This window comes from Antarctobacter heliothermus, assembly GCF_900188425.1.
Taxonomy (GTDB): domain Bacteria; phylum Pseudomonadota; class Alphaproteobacteria; order Rhodobacterales; family Rhodobacteraceae; genus Antarctobacter; species Antarctobacter heliothermus.
The window spans coordinates 16,899-37,927 of the sequence record NZ_FZON01000050.1 but is presented as its reverse complement, the minus strand read 5'-3'; the positions used below and the strand labels follow the sequence as shown (position 1 = coordinate 37,927).

Genomic DNA, 21,029 nt, shown 5'->3' with positions numbered 1-21,029 from the left:
GGCCGCCGGATGACGCTCGCGCTTGCAAGCAGCGCCGCGCCTTTCTGGTCTATGCTATGGCCGACAATCATCAGGATGCATTGGGCCGGCCCCTGATCCGAACCGCCTGTATGACCGCGCTTCCCGACCGTCGCCACCGATCCCGGTGGCGTTCAACGCCGTGTGCGGATGCATCACCGCGTTCGCCCGAAAGCGCCGCGAACACATCCACCCACACGTATGACGCGAACGTCGGCAGCGTGATCGCCCTTCCTGCCACACGCAAGGTCAAGAAACCCGACCGCGCCCCGAAATCACACCGCACACGGACCGCCGGTGAATATTGCGGGTTAAACGGGGCGGCGGTATCGTCGCCCAGACAAAGCCTCACCGCCTCCCACGCCGTTGTATAGGTCTTACCAGTGCCAGGTGGGCCATAGAGGATGAGGTTCGTGGCGGTTTGCGATTGGCTGTCTGTGATTGTTTTCATTGTCCGCTGCTTCCCGTCTTCACGAACATCAAACGTGAAAGTTGTTGTCGTACTCGCATCCGGGCCTTCCTGAACAGGCGGCGACACACCGGCAAGCTCTTGAAACTTCTTACCCTTCAATGCCTGGCACACGTTAGGCCAAGCCTCGTTCAACATTAACTCTTTACTCAAATCACCTGCCCGGATCGAAACATAGGCCTCCCCACGTTCGCGAGCAGGAGCGATGAAGTAGTTCAGTGCGCAAAGGCGGATGCGATCCGCATCGCGGACCAAGAATGGCTTGTCTGTCGGAAAGGCAACGGGTTGGTCCTGTTCATCAACGATGATATACCCGGAATTGTGGAGCGCTGCAGCGGAATAGCTCGGCCCTCCCCAGCCGCCAGAACTCCCAACCCGACCATTTGCCCCATAATGAACTGGTTTCGATGGAAAAATCCGGTTCTTTCGTGGTTGTGACGAGCGCACCCAGAAGTCCTTTGGCGTTCGAAAATTCTTGCCCAGAAATGGCCCATCTTCACCAGCTTCGCGATATGCCTCATAGGCATCCATAGCGCCTTCGATTTCCACGCGCGCCAATTGTTTGACAACTGCGTCGTTCGACTGCTTTGATGGATCACTGCTCCGAAAACTGTCGTAGAGCCGCAAGGCGTGTTTTAAGCTCGCTAGTCCATTTCGCAGATTTCCATCGATAGAAATCGGCGACGGGTTTGGTCTGTCATCACGTTCGTCTTCAGCGCTGTACAAAAATTGAGCAGAAAGCGTCTCGTATCCCTCGGCGTCCAACCGTTCATCAAGATCACCTATGGCAGCTTCAATGCGTTTCGCACTGCTGACCCTCGATCCGATTGTTTTTTCATCAGAACCCGAACTTTCGAGCCACGATCGGAATTCTTGTTCTCTCATCGCGCGCCTCGAAAATAAAAAGACTCAATTACTTTGAAATCTGGCAAGGTCAGCCGAGACTTTTGCCGAAACAATATCAGAAATCGATTATCCAAAAAAGTCATCCCGGAAGCGATCAATTTGGTGCATCCGCTCATGAAGGATTGTAACCACGCCGATGTCGCCGTTTGACAACCAGCGCCAATACACAAAGTGCTTTTCATACTGGAAATAGTATCCGTCCACGCCGAACTCTGCCGGAACAGGTTTCGACGACGGCCCATGTTTTTCGATCATCTCAAAAGCTTCGAACATACCGGTGATATAGCGGTCCGCCTGCGCTTCGCCCCACCGGTCGCGCGTATAGCGGTAGATGTCGTCGAGCCGGAGTGAGGCCGCCTCCTGGATGCGGACGGTCATCCGGCCTTCCGGTTCCGCGCGATGACTTCAGCAGCGCTGAGCGGCTTGTAGCTCTCTTCCGGTGCCGCGAAGGCGCGGGTCAGTTCGGCCTTCAGTCGGTCGAAGGCCTCTGCTTCCGTCCGCTCCTTGTCACGCCGGATCAGGTCACGAACATACTCGCTGATGTTCTCATAGGACCCGTTATCGCCTACGTTCGCTGCAACGAAATCGCTGAGAGCGCCGCTAAGGCGGACTGTCATGGTTGTGGTGCGGGACATTGCACAAGCTCCGATCAGGGTTTCTGTGTTCAATATAACCAATATTACTCACGCCGCAAGCGTCCGGATTGCCCTCTTGCCCTGCGGCTCAACCGCCTTCTTCTTCGGCATGCCTGTCTGCCAGCGCCAGAAAGACATAGAGCACCACGTCGGAATTTCGGGCAAGGGCGATGAGATGGTCGCCGCTTGGTCCCCGCTCGCCCGCGAACCAGTATTTCACAGTCCGTTCGCTTGCGCCGGTCCAGCGCATGGCCGACTTGATCGCCCGATGGGTGGATCCCAGCTCCTCGTGCAGTGCCATGGCGATCGCACGGCGATAGTCCGTCTGTGGAGCATCAAGGTGCACAAATGTGCCCATCTTCGGCACAACTGTGCCCATCTTGATCCGCATCATCTCGTCCCTTTCCGTTAAATACTTGGAAGGAGACATGAAAACGGCAGAATCGAATTTTGAGCAGAGTTGGAACACGAGGCCAACCGTCAGGAGACGCCAGGATGATATGCCAGTGAAATAGATCGGGTGGGCTGAATTGGCCGGAGCAAATTTGAAAACGACCAGCGGCCCCGAGCCCTCTCCCCCGCCTCGGCGCGCTGCCGAATATGTCCGCATGTCGACCGAACATCAGAAATACTCGACCGAAAACCAGTCCGACGCCATTCTCGCCTATGCTGCAAGTCAGGGCATGGAAATTGTCCAAACCTACGCAGATGCGGGTAAAAGCGGCCTCAGGATCGAAGGGCGCGAGGCGCTGCAGCGCCTGATCCGGAATGTGGAGGAAGGTACCGCCGATTTCGACGTCATCCTGGTCTATGATGTCAGCCGCTGGGGGCGGTTTCAGGATGCCGATGAATCGGCCTATTACGAATACATCTGCCGCCGCGCGGGCAAGCAGGTTCAGTATTGCGCCGAGCAGTTCGAGAATGACGGCAGCCCGGTTGCGACCATCGTCAAGGGCGTCAAACGAGCCATGGCCGGAGAATACAGCCGCGAGCTGTCGACCAAGGTCTTTGCTGGGCAATGCCGTCTGATCGAAATGGGATATCGCCAAGGGGGTGCGGCAGGCTACGGACTGAGACGGGTTCTGCTGGATGAGCAAGGGCAGCCGAAGGCCGAGCTGAAACGCGGCGAGCATAAAAGCCTGCAAACGGATCGTGTCATTCTTGCTCCGGGGCCTGCGGAGGAAGTAGAGACCGTTCGCTGGATCTATGCGCGATTTCTCAAGCAACGGAAGTCTGAGCGCGAAATTGCGACCGAACTCAATGAGCGAGGCATCCTGACCGACCTTGATCGCGCCTGGACCCGCGCAACAGTTCATCAGATCCTGACCAACGAAAAATACATTGGCAACAACGTCTACAACCGACGTTCATTCAAGCTGAAGCGGAAGCATGTCGCAAACGAACCGGAAATGTGGATCCGGGCTGATGGCGCATTCGATGCAATTGTTGAACAAAAACAGTTTCATAAGGTTCAGGGCATCATTGAGGAGCGAAACCGGCGGTATTCCGATGACGAGATGCTGGCAAGGCTGAACAAACTATTTCTGCGTCACGGCTATATATCCGGGCTGGTGATCGACGAGACTGACGGGCTGCCCTCCAGTGGTGCATACGCCCATCGGTTTGGAAGCCTTTTGCGCGCCTATGAACTTGTCGGTTTCAAGCCAGATCGCGACTACAGATACATCGAAATCAACCGCCTGCTTCGAGCGTTCCACGCCAGCGCGGTTGATCATGTCATGGACGAGATCAACCGTCTTGGTGGTACAATTACAAGGGACGCCGCGACTGGTTTGCTGACCCTAAACGAGGAATTCAGCGCGTCCATCGTCGTGGCGCGCTGCCGTCAGACCAATGCCGGGACGTTGCGTTGGAAAGTGCGCTTCGACACAGGTCTTGCCCCCGATATCACCATTGCGATCCGGATGGACCGCAGCAACGAGGCCGCGCTCGATTATTACCTTCTGCCCCAATTCGAGATGCGAACAAACCGGCTGGGGCTTACTGAGGAGAATGGCCTGATGCTGGATGCCTTCCGCTTCGATACGCTCGATTTCTTATTCGACATGGCGCGGCGCGTCCCGGTGTCGGAAGTCGCACCATGGTGACCGGGTTCGATCAGACGACGACTGTGCTGAGCATACCGATTGCAGCAATAACAGTCGAAAACCCACGTGAACGTTCCGAGAAAACGTTTCGAGAGCTTGTTGAAAGCATCGAAAAGGTGGGGCTGAAAAAGCCGATCACAGTGTCACGTGCTGTCGAGAGCGGCGAAGATCAATACCGGCTTGTATGTGGCCAGGGCCGAATGGAGGCGTTCGCTGCCCTCGGCCAGACTCATATCCATGCCATCGTTATAGAGGCCGATGAAGAAGAACGGCTTTTGCGCAGTGTTATTGAGAATATTGCCCGGCGCCAGCACCGCCCGCTCGAACTGTTGCAGGATATCGGTCTGTTGCGGGAACGCGGAAACTCTGACCAACAGATTGCCAGCAAGACGGGTCTCTCCCTCGCCTATGTCCGCGAAATCGGAGAACTGATTGCAAAGGGCGAGGAACGGCTGCTGATTGCCGTGGAGACCGGCCACATGCCACTCAGCGTCGCGCTATACATTGCACGCGCGGAAGATGACGATGTTCAGAAAGCGCTGGAAGCCGCTTATCAATCGGGTGAGTTGCGTGGAAAGAAGCTCCTTGAGGCACGCCGCCTCGTAGAGTTGCGTCAGCGCCACGGTAAACACAATGCAATTTCCGGGCGCAAAGGGAAACGGACCCGAATGACATCGGCGGCGCTGGTGCGTGCCTATCGTGCAGAGGCCGAACGCCAGGGCGACATGCTCCGCAGGGCAGACCAGACGCGCAGCAACTTGCTGTTCATCGATGCCGCATTCCAGTCCCTACTGAAGGACGAGAATTATCTGACCCTGCTCAGGGCCGAAGGTCTCGATACCCTGCCGCAGATGATTGTCGACGGTCTTCGGGAGGCACGTACATGAAAGACCCTAGAATAGCATCGGATCAGACGGTGAGACCTGGTTTTGAACCAACAACCCTGAACATCCCGATTGCTGCGATCCTGCCGGTCAAGCAACTGCCTGCGACAGTGGCCAAGAGCGCAAAATACGCCCAGATCGCCGCATCCATCCGGGAAGTTGGCCTGATCGAACCGCCTGTGATCGCTCGCAATCGAAATCCGAAGGACACTTTCACACTGCTTGACGGTCATGTCAGGTTGCAGGTCTTGAAGGAGATGGGTCAGGAGAACGTCACCTGCCTTGTTGCAACCGATGATGAAGCCTTCACATACAACAAGCGGATCAGCCGGTTAGCGACGATCCAGGAACACAAGATGATCCTGCGCGCCGTCGAAAGGGGCGTTTCCGAGGCCCGGATCGCGGCTGCCTTGAACGTGGACTTGGCACTGATCCGGCGCAAGCGTACACTTCTGAACGGGATCTGTCCCGAAGTCGCGGATCTCCTGAAAGCAAAGCATTGCCCGCTCAACTGCTTCAGGGCACTGCGCAAGATGAAGCCCATGCGCCAGATACAGGCTGCCGAATTGATGATCGCGGCGAACAACTATTCTGTCGCCTACGCAGATGCCATTTTAGCCGCAACCGAAGCGGGTGACTTGGTGGACCCTGTCGCAAAGAAGGATCCGGGAGTGTCACCTGAACAGGCGGAACGCATGCGTACAGAAATGGCAAGTCTGCAGCGCAATATCAAGCTGATCGAGGACACCTTGGGGCCAGACCATCTCAGACTGGTTGTGGCAGGTCGCTATGTCGAGCGGCTGCTCCTTAACGAGAGGCTTACGCGATATCTCGCCAAATACCACGGTGAAATTCTGAACGAATTCCACAAGATCGTTGCCCATCTCGGTCAGCTGTCGGCGCACCCCGAAGCAGGTTCGAAAGCGGATAGCTGATCGTCCCAAGAGGGAACGCATGGCGAAAAATGGGGACCCGGACCCGATAAGCGCGGGGACCGCAGGAGACGCCGCACGGTGGGGCGGATCAAGTGCGGTGGTGGGAATGGCGGCGAACCCGTTCGGAGCCCACCAGGCTGGCTCGAGTTTTCGCCGGCCGCCTGACCAGGGGTTCCTGGTCAGAGATAGGAACAGGCGTGCCGACCGATGGGCAGGGTTGGCACGCCTGAATGGGCGACCGAGAGGTGAGAACATCAGTAATTTGAATGCCGCAGGCTTTTTCGGGTGTCGCCTCTATCAGCAAGCCCGCGACTGATCCCGCATCACCACATAATCGCTCATCATCTCGATAACAGCAGATCCGTTCGGCAGCGAAGCCAGTTCCTCGGCCGCCCGTGCCTCGAGCTCCCTGCTATGTTCCACGACTGGCGGGCATGCCCCTACGCCGCCGGTGTCAAAACCCGCCGTCGCGCAGCCGGTCAAGCAGCTCGTCGCGATTGCGAGGACGACGAGCCGCCGCCACCAGCATCTGGCTTTGGATTTCATTGGCCTTCTCCGTAGTTTCGAGACGTTCAGCGATCCGACCTACGCGCTCGCCGGACCGCCGGAATGAGAGCAGGAACAGGACGATGGTGAGGGCGATGGTCCCGTAGCGGAGCGCGGCCTTCGCCCATCGGGTAGCAGCGATCCTGCCGAGAATGTTGACGATCATCGCTGCCCCCGCTTCCAGTCGTCGAGGCGCGCATAGATCGTGACAGCAATGCCAGCCAGAGCAACCGCGATGAACACCCAGCGAAGCGTATCGAGATACGGCACCAGCGGCAGGATGGCGGTCTGCGTCTCGGCCATGACGCTCTGCACCACCTCGACCCCGGCCGCGCCCAGCGTCGCCACTCCGGCCGCTCCGCCACCCTTCATAGTGCGGCTGTCGGCGAGAACCTCGCGCGCGGGACGCGCTTCCTCGGCGAAGGCCGTCGCCCGAACCGGGAAGCGCTCACCCCACTGGCGGGTAGGTCCAAGATCGACATGGATGAAGCCCGAACGCGGATAGAACCCAAAACCTAGGAAGCCGACCGCGCGGGCTGCCGCCTCAAAGGCGACCGGGTCGTGGTTCGACATCGCGATGTCGAAGGCCGCGCCGTCCATGTGCTTGGAACGCGTCGCGCCACCAACGGCGCGGTTGTGCTCCGGGCTACGATATGCGGACCGCACGATCAGCGGCTTGCCCAGCCGGTCGCGCACCGCCTGCAGCTTGTCGAGCGCGGGCTCGTTGATCAGCAGCTTGCCGGTGCCTCGGCAGGCAATTTCGGCGGGCGAGAAGTTGGGCCAGCGCCAGGCGCTTTCTGGCACGTCGCGCCAATGGTCGTAAAAGGTCGTGGTCATGGTGTCCTCCAGAAACGAAGAAACCCGCCACGAGGGCAGGTTCAGGTTGGGTATGCAGGGTGTTTGGTCCGGCTACGGTCCGCCGCCGAATATTTTCAGCTTAATCGCGATCCCGGCCAGTAGAGCCAGCATCACACCGGTGGTGATCATGCGGACGGCGGTCTGCATCGCGGTGCGGCGCACCAGCCGGATGCAATCCAATAGTGATCTCAGATCCCGGATATCGAGCGCGGCTTCGTCGCCATCGAGGCCCACATCCGCCAGCGCACGCTTTGCGCCTTTCTCGGCGGCCCGTGCCAGCATGGCCTCGAACTCGGCATCAGGCATGCGCACGAAGCCCTCGTATCGGGGTGGTGTCATCGGATCATCCTCCCACCGCTCAGCCGACCTTGCAGCCCCAGAAGGACGTGTGATCGGCGGCGAAGTAGCCGTCCGCGACCCGGAAATACCCCTGCAGCTCGACGGTATCGCCTGCGGTGAGCGGCACCATGGTCTGCAGCCAGATGGCGGTGGCGAGCGTGACGTGGGTGGCGGAGATCTCGCCGAAAGAACCCCGGATTTCGGTCGCGCCGTTCAGCACCAGCCGCCCACGCATGCGGGCAGTAGCGCTGGCGTTGATCTTGTAAAGCAGCGTTGCGCCGAACAGGTAAGTGCCGTCCACAGGCGCTGTGAACAGGTTTGTCCCGGCATCGAAACAGCCCTGATCATTATAGTCGGTGTTGTTCAGGCCAATCTTCGTCCAGGTGCCGACGCCGACGTAGTTGTCGTAGTTCGTGTAAGCCTTGAAGCGCGGCAGTTGCGGCTGCTCGACGATGCCGGTGGCGTTGTCCACGATCAGACCGTCGAAGAAGGTGCTGCCGTCGGCCGAAACAGCGAGGCGGAACCTTTCGGAGCCAAACAGCCCGACGAGCGCCTTTGTCACGAAACCGCTCTGCAGGGTCAGGCCGAGATCGTCGCCCGCCGCTTCCTTGTTCATGGTGTAGAACAGATCGCCGGTCCCGCCTTCGGCCACGGTCTTGGCTGTCCAGAGTGCCGCGTTCAGCTTGGCTGAAAACGGATTGGCGGCATCGGCTGTCGTGCCAAGCCCGAGCAACGCGAGGTTTTGCAGGGACGCTGGCGTGGTGCCGACCCAGCCGGATCCATCGTAGACCAAAAGCAGCCCCTCGTCCTCGACCCAGACCCGCCAGCCAGCGCGCGGCGGCAGTCGCAACCATGCTCCATCTGTGAACAGCGCGACATTCAGGTCCCAGCCCGCCCAGTCGCCGGTGCCGCCGGTGGCCACGATGTATCGGTCGCCGTCTGCCGGACTGCCGGGCGGCGCTGTCAGGTCGCGATCGAGCACAGAGAGCTGCACCAGCCCGTCGAGGATGCGCAGCGCCTCGTTATGGGTGACATGCTTCTGGGCCTGCGCCGCGAGGATGTAGGGCAGTAGCAGATTGGTCGTGGTGTCGGACATGGGCTGGCCTTCAGAAGGTTAGCGTGACGGTTTTGGCCGCACCCCGCCCGATCAGGGCGGAGATCTGGAAGATGCGGATGTCGAGCGTGTCGCCGGGCGCGAGCGGCGCGCCCCAGTCGACGGTCTGGTCGGCAGAGCTGTAGAACGCGCTTGTTGTGGTCACGCTCAGCACCCGCTTCACTGTGCTGCCATCGAGGATCTCGACTTCGTAGGCTTCGACCTCCTCGATCAGCGGCACCTCCACCGCGCCCCAGCTGTCGGCTGCTAGGGCCCGGGACCGCCGCGTCCAGCGGATCGTCAAATTGCCGGGCGCGCGCGGCTTGCGCCATGGCTGCTCGACATGGGCCACTGAGAACGGCCGCAGACCCACGCCCACCGGCGTGAAGTTGGCAGCGACATAGGTCTCACCGCTGACTGCGCGGCTTGCGGGACCGATGCGCCAGTTCCACGGAAGCCCGAGGTCAGCCTCGGCGATGGGTAGTGATGCCAGGGCCTCGTCGAGAACTACGACCCGTGCGCCTGTAGAAGCCGGATTGGCCATAGCCGCTTCCGTGCCGCGCTGTCCTCGCAAGAGCCGCGTCAGTTGATAGCGGCCCGGCGCGATCAGGTCTGCTGTGCCCGCCTGGACGATTTCCCAGAAACCTGACGCGGTCTCGATGGCGAGCGCATTTGCCCCGCCGAACAGCGTCAGGTCCGTGACACTTTCCAGCGTACCAGAGAGCAGATCGACCACCAGCGCATTGCCGAGATCGAACCGCGATGTGGGACCAGCATAGAAATCCGAGACCAGCGTTCCGATCCGGGCACGGCCACCAAATGTCGTCAGCAGTTCAAACCCGTCCGTCGATGGGCTGCGGAACACTGCCATCTCGCCCGGCCAGGGAACGGCGTGCGCTGCGATGAGCGGCCGATGCGCGGGCTGATCCTCGGTCAGTTGCGGCAGGTCCAGCAGCACCACCTCGGGCGCGCCGAACACCACGGCTTTTGACAGGGACGACGGTCGTGGCGATCCGGGTGGCAGATCGTGTGCCTCGCGGTCCTGACGGACGGCTTCGATCCCGCGTGCCTCCGCATCTGCGATGGAAACAAGCCGCAGCGGGATGTGCCGACCGTCATGTGCCAGCGTGACAACGTCCGCCGGATCCAGCGCCAGCCGCGAGGGTGGCAGTCGAAACGCTGCTGTTTCCCGCCCGGTCCAGGCTTCCATCAGCGCGCGACGGCAGCGGCGTTCAGCTTCTTCTGGCGGGACTGCCATGGGAAAGCTCTCCGAGGCGATCCGCGTTGTGTCGACAGTGATGCGGCGCGCCTCAACGAGGGCGGCATCATAATCCTCGTCGGCCCGCGCTACCTGCCATTTGAGCGCCTGCGGCAGTTCCGTCTCCTGCGCGCGGGTCAGTTCGAGAACGTCGCCCTCGCTGGCCGCGACAAGATCGTCGTGCATCACGTTTGCCACGGCGGCCCGGCCCCGCATCACGAAACGGATCATGCCCTCGGTCTCCACCGCGTCAAAGCCGAAATGCCGCGACAGCGTTGTGATGGACGCTCGCGGGGATTCCAGTGCGCCAATCGCATAACCTTCGAGCGCACCCCAGAGACCGGTGACGTCGATCCGAGCCTCGGGCATTCCCGCACGCACGCAAAGATGGCGCACCAACGCGGCCAGCGACACCGCTCCAAGCCGCCCGGTCAGCCAGTGTCCCAGCCGCCAGTTTGCCCCGTCGGTCCAGACATCGGTGAGCGCCGGGAAGAACGGATAGGGCCGCGCGTCCCAGGTCCAGGCGGCGCATTCGGGGACATGCACCATCCGATCGCCGTAGACCGATGACACTGGGTTGTTCGCCGGGGTGCCCCACCAGAGATACGTCGCCTCGAGATAGGCGCGCTGGATCGCGTCGTCGCGCCAGCCCCGCGAGAAATGCGGCGTGAAGCTCTCGGAAGACTTCGGATCGAAGAAGACGTTAGGCTGGTTGGTGCCCCGGTCAATCGCCGGGCAGCCGAGCTCGGTGAACCAGATCGGTTTCGACTGCGGGGTCCATGCCGTCAGCGTTCCGCTCTCCACCCCACCGGGGCGGTTGTAATGCGCATTCGACCACCAGGCGCGCAGATCCTTGTAGCGGAAGACCCATGGCTTTGCCGCAGCCCCATCCGAAATCGGTGTGCGCACCTGCGCTGAGCGGTCTGCGGCGCTGGCATAGAACCAGTCGAAGCCTTCGCCGCCCGCGATGTTCGACTGCAGATAGGCGCGGTCGTAGATCGCGGGCCAGCCCTCGGCCGCATCGGCATGATCGAAGCCATCTCGCCAGTCGGAGAGTGGCATGTAGTTGTCGATGCCGACGAAATCGATCTCCGGATCGGCCCAGAGCGGGTCGAGGTGGAAGAACACGTCGCCCGAGCCGTCGCCCGGCTGGTGGCCGAAATACTCCGACCAGTCCGCCGCATAGCCGATCTTGGTGTCGGACCTGAGGATCGAGCGCACATCGGCGAGCAGATCCCGATAGGCCTGCACGGCTGGATAGGTGCTCGCGCCTGACCGGATGGTGGTCACCCCCGGCATTTCCGTCCCGATCAGAAAGGCATCGACCCCGCCCGCCGCCGCGCAGAGATGGGCGTAGTGCAGCACCATCCGCCGCAGACCCCAGTCGCCGGATGGCCCGGTCCACGAAACCGACTGGCCCGAGACGCTGAAGCTCGCGGGCGTGGCCGCGCCGAACAGGGCCGCGACCTGGCTTGCGGCCGTGGCGGTCTTGTCCACGGTCCCGGCGTAGCCCGCCGCCGGAGAACAGGTGATCCGCCCCCGCCACGGAAAATCGGGCTGGCCGGTCTCGGCAGCGTTGTCAGAATACGGGTTTGGCAGCGTATTGCTGGGCGACACATCCATCAGGATGAAGGGATAGAAGGTGACCCGCAGCCCGCGCGCCTTCATTTCCTGGATCGCCTGCACCACGGCGAAGTCGGCGGGCGTGCCGCCATAGACAGGACGATCCTCATCGTCGCGGCTGACGAGGAAGGCACTGGCGCGGGTGACGCCATTCACGGACCAGGTCGACGGCGTGGTGGTTTTGGCGATGACCTCAACGCCGGGCCGCACCTTGCAATTGCCTGCGCGAAGATCGTCGCCGAACCAGGCGACGACCAGCGACACGCTCTCGACCTTCGGCGCCGTGGCCTGCAAGCGGTCCAGCGCCACCACAATGTCAGCGGTGTCGGTCAGCGCGTTGAGGTTCTCAGGCTCGGACGAGCCGCTGCTGCCCTTCCGAATGCCCTCCGTGGCATAGGCGAATTCGCCCGAGGCCGGGATCATGGTGACGGCCTGCGTCAGCCCCTCCGCTGTATCAGGATCGGCAAGCGGGCGGAACAACTCGAAACTCATCTGCGGGATCCGGTTGCCATAGTTACCGAGCGGCAGGTCCTCGAAGACCACATAGGCCGTGCCGCGATAGGCGGGCGTGTTGGCCGCGCCCATCTTCGCTGAAATGAACGGATCGGCCGCCTGGCTCTCGTCGCCCGGATACCAGCGCCATGTGATCCCGCCGGTATCCAGCAGCTTGCCGTCGGCCCAGATGCGGCCAATGCCAGTGATCGGCCCCTCGCAGAGAGCCACGGCGAAGCTCGCATAGTAGAAATACTCGGTGGTCTTGACCTTGCCGCCACCCCCGCCGCCCTTGCCGCCACCCTGCGTAGTGGTCTTGGTTTCCTCGCGGAAATCGGTCGCCCAGACGATGTTGCCACCCATCCGCATGCGGCCATAGAGGCGTGGGATCACCGCACCTTCAGTGGCCGAGGTGATGCGCAGATTGTCCAGCCGCGCGCCTTCGATCCGCTGGGTGGGTGCCAGTGACGAGATGATCCAGCTGTCCACGACCGAGCCGATGGTGGAACCGATGAAGCCACCGATGGTCGCGGCGCTGACGCCGAGGATCGCGCCGCCAATGCTGCCGCCAATGGCAGCACCTGCGGCACCGAGAACGAGGGTGGCCATGTGGGGATCTCAGCGTTGTGGGAACAGGAAGGCGAAGGCGATGCGCCGCCGCCAAGGCGGGGTGATCTGTTCCTCGATCACGCCGAGGCGCTCATAGGCGTGGAGGAATTGGTCCGGTCCAGTGAGGATCCCGACATGCTTCGCGATGGCGCGGGGCTGCATGCGAAAGAGGACCAGCGCGCCCGAAACAACATCAGAAGTGGCGATCTCCGGCATCATGCGCCGAGCCCCATCCGCAAGAACCTCGCGCGGGCCGGTCTCGCCCCAGTCGCGGCTGTAGGGCGGGATCGGGAACGGTTCAGGGCCGACGACCTCACGCCAGACGCCCCGGGCGAGCCCAAGGCAATCGCATCCGACGCCCTTGAGACTGGCTTGGTCGTGATACGGCGTGCCGAGCCAGGACCGCGCGATGGTTACGACGTATTGAGGATCTACGGCCTTCAAAGCACCGCCCCCTCATGTCCACCATCCTTGGTGGCGTAGCGGAGAACTGCGTCCTGGCCGGGGATGTCCGGGAAGCCGCGAAAGTTGACGGTGTTGGCGAACTTCGTGCTGCAGGTCTCGATACGCTTGTCGCAGCCTGCGCGAATGGTGAAAGCATCACCGCCCACGATAGATCGCACTGGTGCTTCGAGCAGTGTCAGCACCGCGATGCCGTCCGTCACGTCATGCGCGATGATTTCGGCGCGCCGCCCGGCATTCGTGCCGTTTGTCCATTCGACCGTGCCGAAGGTGAACCAGCCGGACGGGAAACTGCTGAGCCCTGATGCTGTGAAGGCCCGGTCGCGCAGTAGATCAATGACGCCACCCGTGCCCTTGAACGCGGAGTTCTCCAGATCGATGCCGCAACGGGCGTCGCCGAGTGCGGCATCGCAGGTCGCCTGAAAAGTTCGCCCGACCGTTTGGCCCAGCACATGCGCGAGGCTGCGGACCTCGGCAACAAAGGCCAGCCTTCCGCGCCGGATTTGGCCGATGGCACCCCGGCGCATCAGCACGCGCTGGCCGGTGTCCGCCCAGTTCACGCGCCAGACCTCGACCTCCGCGTTGTCCCAGCGGCCATCGAGAATGTCGGTCTCGGTGATCCGGTCTGAGGTCAGCACGCCCTCCGCGTCCTGCGCATCGACCGACAGGTCAGACCCCGATCGCACCTCGGAGGCCGTCAGCCCGCTTTCCGGCTCGAAATCGGTGCCGTCGAAGCTGAGCGTCCGGTCGTGGTCGGTGAAGCCGAAGGTCACGCTATCCGCGCGGGCAATCCGCCAGCACCAGGACAGCGTCGTCGTGCCCTCGTCCAGATGCGTTTGCAGATCGGGGTTGATGCTTTTCATCGGCGGAGTTCCAGAAGTGGAATGGAGGTGATCGAACCCAGCCGCTCGAGATCAAGCGTCACGTCGAGCGCATCGGTGTCGAAGCGGACGGGTACGTCGAACTCGAAACCTGCGGCGACGGAGACGCCCACCCCTGGTGCGGTATTGAAGGTGACGAGGCCCATCGTGGTATCGGCCGACCAGCCTGACGGCTGCTCGACTCCGCTAAGCGCAATGCGCACGGTGCCCGCCACTGGCTTGACGATTGTGCGGGTCCAGGATTGCGCTCCGGAGGCGTAGCGCTTCACCAGTTGGAAGGCGGTCGTCGTGCCGTCGCCGGCACCAATCGCCTGATCGCTCGGCGATGGCGTCCCCGAGGGCAGGCAGGACTTGTAGTCGCCCCAGTCCTTGAAACGGAAGCCATACAGCCGCCCGTTTCGTGCTTCAAAGAAGGCAACGACCGCCGCAAGGTCGTCCGCGCGGCGGATACCGTAGGCGACGTCGTAACGGCGTCGGGAATTGGCCCAGCTGGCGTTGCGCTCCTCATCGCCGGAGGCCAGCTCGACGATCTGTGTGCGACGTTCCGGCCCGCCGCGAGCGCCCCGGCTGATATTGTCGGGAAACCGGACTTCATGAAACGCCATCACATGCCCCTCCGACCCAACGACACGGCGCGGGCGATGTCAGCCGCGACCTGCGTGCGCGACTGCCGGAAGCTTTCAGCGTCGCGGGCCATGATGGTGACATTGATTCCACCGCCGCCGTAGCTCTGTGCTTCACGGCGCGACAGCACCCGTTCGCCCCGCTGCAGGATCGCTGGGACTTCATCGTGGCGCAGACCGGCAACGCCGCCGGAATGCATCCGGGGCGCTGCCGCGAACGCCATGGCTGGAACCATTCGGCCTGGCGAAGAGGCGCCGACCATGCCGCCCGCATGCAGGATGTTCGCGAAGATACCACCCGCGCCGCCAAGCGCGCCGGAAAGCGCATTGGCGATCGGTCCCAGGATGAACCGCCGCGCCGCCAGCTTCGCAAGGTCGGCCAGCAGCGAGGTGACCAGATCGCGAAAATCCAGCTTGCCGGTCTTCACGAAGTCTCCAACCGCGTTCTCTGCCGACTGAAACGCGCCAACCAGCGCCTGGCCGATATCGCCGCCGATATCCCGGGCCTTGCTGGCATAGTCGCTGAGCGCTGCGGTGACCGCCTGCCAGCCGGTGACGGCGGCCTCGCTATTGGGTTCGGCGGCAGTGGCAGCAGCCCCGGCCGCAGCACCGGCACCCGTAGCCGCACGTCCAGCATCGCCAAGGGCTGTCTCCAAACGCTCAGCCGCGCCAGTCGCCTCGGTCAGCGCGTCTGCGCCAACCTCATTGCTGCCCTGCACGGCGTCACGCAGGGCCTGCCAGCTGGCGAGCGGCGCACGCGCGCCCTCGGCCAGGTCGCGTGCAGCCCCGCGATAGGTGTTGGCTTTTGCGAGGGCAGTATTGGCCGCTGCAGTAAGCCCGAGATCGGGGGCTGTGAGCGGGTTGTTCTCGAAAGCGCGGTCGAACGCTACCTGTGCGGCGGTGGTCGCAGCCGTCGCTGCACCTTCAAAACGGTTCTCGATCTGGCCCAGTTCGAGATCGGGGATTATCGAGATGCGCCGCTCGGAGCCGAGCGCTTCCAGCCCTTGGTTGATCCCGCCGATGAATGTGTTGATGCGCGAGACGACGCCGTTCAGCATCGCCTCGACACCGTCGATCAGGCTGTTGGCCGCCTGAAACGCGAGATCGCCGATGGCCGCCGGGAGCAGTCCCCAGATCGCCTTGATCGCCTCATATGCGCCCTCGAACGTGTTCGCCGCCGTGTTGCCGAAAGCCACAACACTCTCGATGGCGCTCTGCATGCCGGAGGCGGCATCGGCCTTCAGATCGAAGAACATCGCCGTGGCGGCAGCGCCCGCCGCCGCAGCGCCCATCTTGATGCGGTCCCAGACTTCGACGGCGAGGTCCTTCAGGAGCGACATTGCCTCGCCGAAACCTCCCGCGCCGGAAACGAGGCGGGTGAACTGATAAACAAGCTCGCCTGCACCGACGATCAACGCCCCGATGCCGGTGCGGATCAGCGCGCCGCGCAGCAAGACCAGCGCCGTGGCGATTCCGCGCACGGACAAGGCCGCCACCGCCATCCCGGCGACCCAACGCCCTGCAAGAAAAGCCACAAACGTGGTGGCATAGGTGGTCAGACGGCCGATATTGTCGAAGAGTCCCCGGATCGCGATGCCGAGCGGGCCCGTCGTGCGCGCAACCGCCGCCATGGCATTGGCAACCGCCTCCAGCGCGGGGGCTGCCGCGACCGCCAGCTGGTTCGACAGCCCGCGCCAGATCAGGCCAAGCCGGGAGATCGCATCGTTCGTCCGCTCGATCTGGTCGGCGTCCTGCTCGGACACGACGACACCGAACGCGAGGACGTCCTCGGTCGCCTGGCGCAGTGTCGCGGTGTCGATGCGCGACATCGCGATGGAGCCTTCTTCGCCGAAGAGCTGACCGGCGACAGCCGCACGCTCGGCGACCGGCACGAACTCCTCAATGGCGGCGTTGATCGCCCCCACCCGCTGATCCAGCGGCAGGGCAATCAGGTCAGTGGCAGATAGCCCCAGTCGCTCCAGCGCATCGGCAGCGGGACCAGTCCAGGCGGCAGCCTGGCTGAGCCGTCGAGTCAGATCCTTGGTCGCCTGCTCAATCCCGGAGATGGAGACGCCCGCCAACTCACCCGCCCGCTCCAACGTCTGGATCGAGGCGACCGTTGTCCCGAGAGACTGAGCCAGTTTGGCCTGCGCGTCGACGGTCTGCAGCCCGGATCGGACCATCGCCACGCCAGCAGCAGCAGCGGCGGCCACGGCGGCAGCGGCGGCCACTGTGACACGGCGGGAAAACGCCGCGAGCCGTGTATTGGCCGCTTCCATCTCCCGGCTAAGGCGGCCGAAGCCGCGCGCCCCGGCTTCGCCCACGCCTTCCAGCTCGGCACGCACCTGTCGGCCGCCGACTGCGGCAAGTCGGACAGAAACGCGCTTTTCAGCCATGGGAATGATCCATCTGTTCGTTGAGTTTGGCGACCATCACCGCTTCGATGACGGGCAGCAGTTCAGCCATGGCCAGAGGCGGGATGCCGAGGGCTTCACCGAGTGCCAGTGCCGCCGACATGTCCCATCCGATCACCGCGCCCGGCAGCACGCGGAGCTGGCCGCCGAGACGACCGACCAGGTCCCAGACCTGCCAGCCTTCAAAGGTGGTGGGTCGGTTCAGCCGCGCGGGGCAGTCTTGGCAGGCTTGCGTGCATGCGTCGCAGTATCGCTCGCCCCCGCCGAAGGACCATTCGGCAAGGGCGCGGAGACGTTTTTTTCCTGGTCCAGCAGCAGGCCTTTGGAGACGAAGGTCAGCTGGAAGGCTTCGAAGATCGGCCAGACATCGAGCAACGCGTCGATGGCGTCCGGGCTGGGGACAATCACGTTGCCATCGGCATCACCGATGCCCTCCCAGGACAGGACTGCCCGCCGCGCCAGCGCCTTGGCGAAGGCAACGGCGCGTTCCTCGTCGGAAGCGTCTACCGGGACCGCCTCGACAGCCGCATCGCTGCGCGTTGCAACCATCAGCGCCGTGGTCAGCGGGCGCAGCTGCAGCCGGACGCCCGGCGCGAGATCATACCAGCGGGGTGCATTCGTCAGATCGAGCGTCAGCATCAGTAAATCTCCACATCATTCACAAGGGTTGCGGTGCACATCCGGCCGACCGTGCTGTCGCGTGCGGCCTGCCAGTCGAAGGTCGCCTGCACGCCCTGCGGACCGGAAATTTCGATCCGGGGGCGCGGTAGGTAGACGGCGTGCACGGTGAAGGTGAAGCTTTCGCCAGACGGCAGCACATAGGCGAACTCCAACTCGCAGGGATCGCCGTTGATCGCCTGCGTTACCAGCGTCTGGTCGGCGAAACGGACCTCGATAGAGCCGGTCAGCGCAGCGATTGACGGGTCGGCCCCATCAATGCGGCCGTCTGAGCGGATGGTCTCGATCCGGTCGAGGTTGTTGGCATATGTGATGTCGGCTGAAACCACGTTGCCGAGGGCGGTGCCGTTTCGCGTGATCGCCCCATTGAAATGGCCGAAGCGCTGCAATTCGAGAGCGGCTGGCGTGCCTGCGCTGGTGGTCGTAGCGGTGGTCTCGCCCTGCGCCACAAGCCGGGCCGTTGCCGTCAGCAGGCCAGATCGCTGCATTTGCCAGTTGATCTGGTCGAGCACGCATCCGGAATACATCGCAAAACGCGGGACCTCAGGCATGCCGGTCTCGATGGACATGCTGGGCAGCGTCCAGCTTCCTGACTGGAACTCGTGCGTCCAGGGACCGGTGCCGGTCGTGGTCGGGTCGCCAAAACCCGCCTTCAGCCAGAACCCGAAGGCCTCGGCGTCGAGCGGGACCACGACGTCGCCGTCCGCCGTCACCGCATCCTTGATCGGGGCGAGCGGGTCTCGGCCGTAGCCCAGCAGTTCCGAGTTCAGCAGCGGCTGCTCCGCGCCGAGCGACGTGCTGGCGAAGGGCATTTTCGTGAAGCCACCCACCGGTGGCGTTCCATAATTCGTCTCGAACGCAAGCGCCATCTGCGCCCGCGCCCCTTGGGCTCGTGCCATCGTGTTCTCCTCAGGTTGTGGGGATCAGGCCAGCGGATCGGCCGTTGAATAGTGCAGCACCACCGGAATGACGGCCGCCTTCAGGCTGGCCGCCCCCTCTACGGGCAAATCAACTGGCCGTGGCGCTTCGGCTTCGATCCAGTCACAGAGCCCGCTCAGCGTGCGGTCAGCGGCAATTGCTGCCCCAATAATAGCGGTCAGCGTATCGAAGGAGGCGTCACGGTCGGTGCCTCGAACGACAGCTTCGATCTCAGCGCGGTGCTGGTAATGATAGCGCAGCGGCGAGAGCGTGACTTCGGGCTCCCCCGGCTCGCCATCGCGCAGGATAAGCAGGCCAACGGCAGGCACGCGTTCGGGCAGCACCTCACCACGCAGGGCCGTGGCGGGCAGCGCCGAAAGCCGCGCGTGCAGCGCGGTGAGGATGGTTTCGCGAGGGGTGGGCATTGTCGGTGGCCTCGAATCCTCGCCCGCGTTATCAAGACGCAGGCGTTATTACTGATCGTGCAGGGGGACTTGTGCTGGATCAGTCATCTTCATGGTTTCTCATGGTAGGTGATCACACACAGGAGAACCTACATGCAGTTTCAATTTAACACCGATGCCAATATCCAAGGCGATGACCGCCTGGCCGAAGTTGCTGAAACGGTTGTCACATCGGCGCTAGGGCATCTGACTGATCGTCTATCGCGCATCGAGGTGCACTTGGTCGATGTGAACGGCGCCAAGGGCGGGGCTGACGACATTCACTGCACCATCGAAGCACGTCCCGAGGGAATGCAGCCGCAGACCGTCACCCACAGTGATGCGAATGTAGACGCAGCCCTGCGCGGCGCATCGAAAAAAATCCGCGCGTTGCTGGACAGCGAATTCGGCAAGCTCGGACGCCGATAGGGCTCACCGATGACGTGGGCAATCGTAAAGCGCTGAGAACTCTCAGCATCGTTGTCACCAATCATCGCCGACCCTCGACCCAGTTCGCCACGATCAGCCCCGGTACGGCATCGAGCGCCCGCTCTGCATCCCGGTCGAGGTTCAGCCGCTTCGGCAGCTTGACCTGCGGCACAAGCAGGAAGATCGGCGCGGTGACCTTGCCGCGCCCAGTTTTCGAGCGCGACACCACGGCCTGACCTTTCGTGTTCAGCCGACCCTCCGCGACCAGAAGGCTCGGACCCGTCCGGCGGTAGACAAACCGCAGGCGCAACCCGCGTCGCCGTTCCCATTCACCGGGGGTGATCCGGCCGCCGCGTGTCGATTTGCCTGCGGCGGCCAGCGGGATCGCCAGCCAGAACCCGTCCTTCGAGCGGATCAGCGGGCCGGTGTCGTGCGCGCCCACGATCACCGGGGCCTTGGACCAGACCAGCGCCGCCGCATCCAGGCTTTCGCCCGACCTCGGGAAGTTCTGGTTGCGGATCGAGTTCGCAAGCCGCCGTCCAAGCCCCGCGCCAGTGATCTGCGTGCGCCAGGCAGACTTGAGCCCGGTCCCGGCCTCGCGCATGGCGGCTGTCACCGCGCGCTCGCCCGCCGCGACCTCTGCCGCCATCATGGCGACGATGCCGGGATCGATGTCTAGCTTGAGCTTCACGCGGGCCTCAGGTCCACGGTCCAAACCAGCCGTTCGCGATCCCGCACCGGCTCCCCCTGAATGAGGAAGGCCTCGCCATCGATCTCGATGCGATCACCGGGACGCGGGGCCGGAACCTCAGCCACGCGCAGGTCGATCCGTGTCGTTTCCGACCAAAGCCGGGCATCGCCGAAGTCGGAAATGGCATCGGCCTGCCGGGAGACGACGCGCACCAGCATCGGTGCGCCCCCATCGGAGGTGTAGATCGCCTCTCGCCCGATATTCGGATCGGCAAACAGCGCATCCACGACGGCGGCGAAAGCGGACATCAGAATGTGCCGTTCAGGCGCACCCGGCCGATCACGTCACCCGCGCCGCCAGCGACGGCCTCGATGGCCACGCCGATCAGCGTATTCGCCGTCGCGGTTTTGGTGGCTTCCTTGTTGGTGTTGTCCCAATAGACCTTGTCGCCTGCCGACCAAGCCTGACTCGCGACTTTCTTCAGGTCGAAGATGCCGACGAGCGCGGTCTCGACCGTCTCGGCATTGGCGGCATCCCCGGCGGCCACGCCGAAGATGGAGCCGACAAGCACGCCGTCACCGGAGGTCACGGCATAGGGCGCGGTCAGGGTGATGGTGTTGCCGGGCTGGACGTAGTTTTTCATTGCGGGATCCTTTGCAAACAGGAACGGGCGGCCCGATTGGACCGCCCGTCAGAGGTGAGATTTCAGAGGTGGCC

The 21,029-nt window shown here is 63.0% G+C and carries 24 protein-coding genes; 4 read left to right on the top strand and 20 right to left on the bottom strand.

Annotated elements, in window-relative coordinates:
• Positions 1-70: 70 nt before the first annotated feature.
• The 4 genes from CHB90_RS26300 to CHB90_RS20035 all read right to left on the bottom strand — a co-directional run bounded on the left by CHB90_RS26300 (position 71) and on the right by CHB90_RS20035 (position 2,419).
• Positions 71-1,372 carry a hypothetical protein gene (locus CHB90_RS26300; protein ID WP_141135933.1) on the bottom strand — a complete coding sequence of 434 codons (1,302 nt, stop codon included), beginning with the start codon at positions 1,370-1,372 and terminating at the stop codon, positions 71-73.
• A gap of 87 nt (positions 1,373-1,459) precedes the next feature.
• Positions 1,460-1,771: a type II toxin-antitoxin system RelE/ParE family toxin gene (locus tag CHB90_RS20045; protein WP_089279615.1), complete on the bottom strand. Its 312-nt coding sequence runs from the start codon at positions 1,769-1,771 to the stop codon at positions 1,460-1,462.
• Complete coding sequence (locus CHB90_RS20040) at positions 1,768-2,028, bottom strand: ribbon-helix-helix domain-containing protein (protein WP_089279614.1); 261 nt, start codon at positions 2,026-2,028, stop codon at positions 1,768-1,770. The genes CHB90_RS20045 and CHB90_RS20040 overlap by 4 nt, the downstream gene beginning before the upstream one ends.
• Positions 2,029-2,116: 88 nt before the next feature.
• Complete coding sequence (locus CHB90_RS20035) at positions 2,117-2,419, bottom strand: hypothetical protein (RefSeq protein WP_089279620.1); 303 nt, start codon at positions 2,417-2,419, stop codon at positions 2,117-2,119.
• Positions 2,420-2,558: 139 nt separating this feature from the next.
• On the opposite strand from CHB90_RS20035, the gene CHB90_RS20030 reads away from it, so the two are divergent.
• Genes CHB90_RS20030 through CHB90_RS20020 form a run of 3 tightly spaced genes read left to right on the top strand, consistent with a single transcriptional unit; the run spans position 2,559 to position 5,955 of the window.
• Positions 2,559-4,136, top strand: coding sequence for a recombinase family protein (locus CHB90_RS20030; RefSeq protein ID WP_342744978.1), 1,578 nt, complete (start codon positions 2,559-2,561; stop codon positions 4,134-4,136).
• Positions 4,130-5,023: a ParB/RepB/Spo0J family partition protein gene (locus CHB90_RS20025; protein WP_089279612.1), complete on the top strand. Its 894-nt coding sequence runs from the start codon at positions 4,130-4,132 to the stop codon at positions 5,021-5,023. Before CHB90_RS20030 ends, CHB90_RS20025 begins: the two co-directional genes overlap by 7 nt.
• Entirely contained in the window at positions 5,020-5,955 is a 936-nt protein-coding gene (locus CHB90_RS20020) for a plasmid partitioning protein RepB C-terminal domain-containing protein (protein ID WP_089279611.1), read from the top strand. The genes CHB90_RS20025 and CHB90_RS20020 overlap by 4 nt, the downstream gene beginning before the upstream one ends.
• 454 nt (positions 5,956-6,409) lie before the next feature.
• On the opposite strand, the gene CHB90_RS20010 is transcribed toward CHB90_RS20020, so the two are convergent.
• The 13 genes from CHB90_RS20010 to CHB90_RS19955 all read right to left on the bottom strand — a co-directional run bounded on the left by CHB90_RS20010 (position 6,410) and on the right by CHB90_RS19955 (position 19,174).
• Entirely contained in the window at positions 6,410-6,667 is a 258-nt protein-coding gene (locus CHB90_RS20010) for a hypothetical protein (protein ID WP_089279609.1), read from the bottom strand.
• Positions 6,664-7,338, bottom strand: a complete 675-nt coding sequence (locus CHB90_RS20005) for a YcbK family protein (protein WP_089279608.1) — start codon at positions 7,336-7,338, stop codon at positions 6,664-6,666. Before CHB90_RS20005 ends, CHB90_RS20010 begins: the two co-directional genes overlap by 4 nt.
• A gap of 72 nt (positions 7,339-7,410) precedes the next feature.
• Positions 7,411-7,698: a DUF6127 family protein gene (locus CHB90_RS20000; RefSeq protein WP_089279607.1), complete on the bottom strand. Its 288-nt coding sequence runs from the start codon at positions 7,696-7,698 to the stop codon at positions 7,411-7,413.
• A 19-nt stretch (positions 7,699-7,717) separates the two neighbouring features.
• Positions 7,718-8,794, bottom strand: a complete 1,077-nt coding sequence (locus CHB90_RS19995; RefSeq protein WP_089279606.1) for a DUF2793 domain-containing protein — start codon at positions 8,792-8,794, stop codon at positions 7,718-7,720.
• A 10-nt stretch (positions 8,795-8,804) separates the two neighbouring features.
• The gene (locus tag CHB90_RS19990) at positions 8,805-12,773 is read right to left on the bottom strand and encodes a baseplate multidomain protein megatron (RefSeq protein WP_089279605.1); all 3,969 of its coding nucleotides are present in this window, start codon (positions 12,771-12,773) and stop codon (positions 8,805-8,807) included.
• Positions 12,774-12,782: 9 nt separating this feature from the next.
• Complete coding sequence (locus tag CHB90_RS19985) at positions 12,783-13,217, bottom strand: NlpC/P60 family protein (RefSeq protein WP_085880437.1); 435 nt, start codon at positions 13,215-13,217, stop codon at positions 12,783-12,785.
• Positions 13,214-14,098, bottom strand: coding sequence for a DUF2163 domain-containing protein (locus tag CHB90_RS19980; RefSeq protein WP_089279604.1), 885 nt, complete (start codon positions 14,096-14,098; stop codon positions 13,214-13,216). The genes CHB90_RS19985 and CHB90_RS19980 overlap by 4 nt, the downstream gene beginning before the upstream one ends.
• Positions 14,095-14,721, bottom strand: a complete 627-nt coding sequence (locus CHB90_RS19975; protein ID WP_085880439.1) for a DUF2460 domain-containing protein — start codon at positions 14,719-14,721, stop codon at positions 14,095-14,097. The genes CHB90_RS19980 and CHB90_RS19975 overlap by 4 nt, the downstream gene beginning before the upstream one ends.
• Complete coding sequence (locus CHB90_RS19970; RefSeq protein WP_089279603.1) at positions 14,721-17,135, bottom strand: phage tail tape measure C-terminal domain-containing protein; 2,415 nt, start codon at positions 17,133-17,135, stop codon at positions 14,721-14,723. The genes CHB90_RS19975 and CHB90_RS19970 overlap by 1 nt, the downstream gene beginning before the upstream one ends.
• Positions 17,128-17,256 carry a DUF7697 family protein gene (locus CHB90_RS27355; protein WP_268808013.1) on the bottom strand — a complete coding sequence of 43 codons (129 nt, stop codon included), beginning with the start codon at positions 17,254-17,256 and terminating at the stop codon, positions 17,128-17,130. The genes CHB90_RS19970 and CHB90_RS27355 overlap by 8 nt, the downstream gene beginning before the upstream one ends.
• Positions 17,257-17,354: 98 nt before the next feature.
• On the bottom strand, positions 17,355-17,792 hold the full coding sequence (locus tag CHB90_RS19965; protein WP_085880441.1) for a hypothetical protein: 438 nt from the start codon (positions 17,790-17,792) through the stop codon (positions 17,355-17,357).
• Complete coding sequence (locus CHB90_RS19960) at positions 17,792-18,730, bottom strand: phage tail tube protein (protein ID WP_089279602.1); 939 nt, start codon at positions 18,728-18,730, stop codon at positions 17,792-17,794. The genes CHB90_RS19965 and CHB90_RS19960 overlap by 1 nt, the downstream gene beginning before the upstream one ends.
• A gap of 24 nt (positions 18,731-18,754) precedes the next feature.
• Positions 18,755-19,174, bottom strand: coding sequence for an acyl-CoA transferase (locus tag CHB90_RS19955; protein ID WP_085880443.1), 420 nt, complete (start codon positions 19,172-19,174; stop codon positions 18,755-18,757).
• A 132-nt stretch (positions 19,175-19,306) separates the two neighbouring features.
• Between CHB90_RS19955 and CHB90_RS19950 the strand changes: the two genes are divergently transcribed.
• Positions 19,307-19,621: a hypothetical protein gene (locus CHB90_RS19950; RefSeq protein ID WP_085880444.1), complete on the top strand. Its 315-nt coding sequence runs from the start codon at positions 19,307-19,309 to the stop codon at positions 19,619-19,621.
• A 61-nt stretch (positions 19,622-19,682) separates the two neighbouring features.
• Here the strand turns inward: CHB90_RS19950 and CHB90_RS19945 are convergent, their stop codons facing one another.
• The 3 genes from CHB90_RS19945 to CHB90_RS19935 are packed head-to-tail and all read right to left on the bottom strand — an operon-like array spanning position 19,683 to position 20,955.
• Complete coding sequence (locus CHB90_RS19945) at positions 19,683-20,312, bottom strand: DUF6441 family protein (protein WP_085880445.1); 630 nt, start codon at positions 20,310-20,312, stop codon at positions 19,683-19,685.
• Positions 20,309-20,620: a head-tail joining protein gene (locus CHB90_RS19940; protein ID WP_085880446.1), complete on the bottom strand. Its 312-nt coding sequence runs from the start codon at positions 20,618-20,620 to the stop codon at positions 20,309-20,311. The genes CHB90_RS19945 and CHB90_RS19940 overlap by 4 nt, the downstream gene beginning before the upstream one ends.
• The gene (locus tag CHB90_RS19935; RefSeq protein WP_085880447.1) at positions 20,620-20,955 is read right to left on the bottom strand and encodes a DUF2190 family protein; all 336 of its coding nucleotides are present in this window, start codon (positions 20,953-20,955) and stop codon (positions 20,620-20,622) included. The genes CHB90_RS19940 and CHB90_RS19935 overlap by 1 nt, the downstream gene beginning before the upstream one ends.
• Between the last annotated feature and the right edge of the window lie 74 nt (positions 20,956-21,029).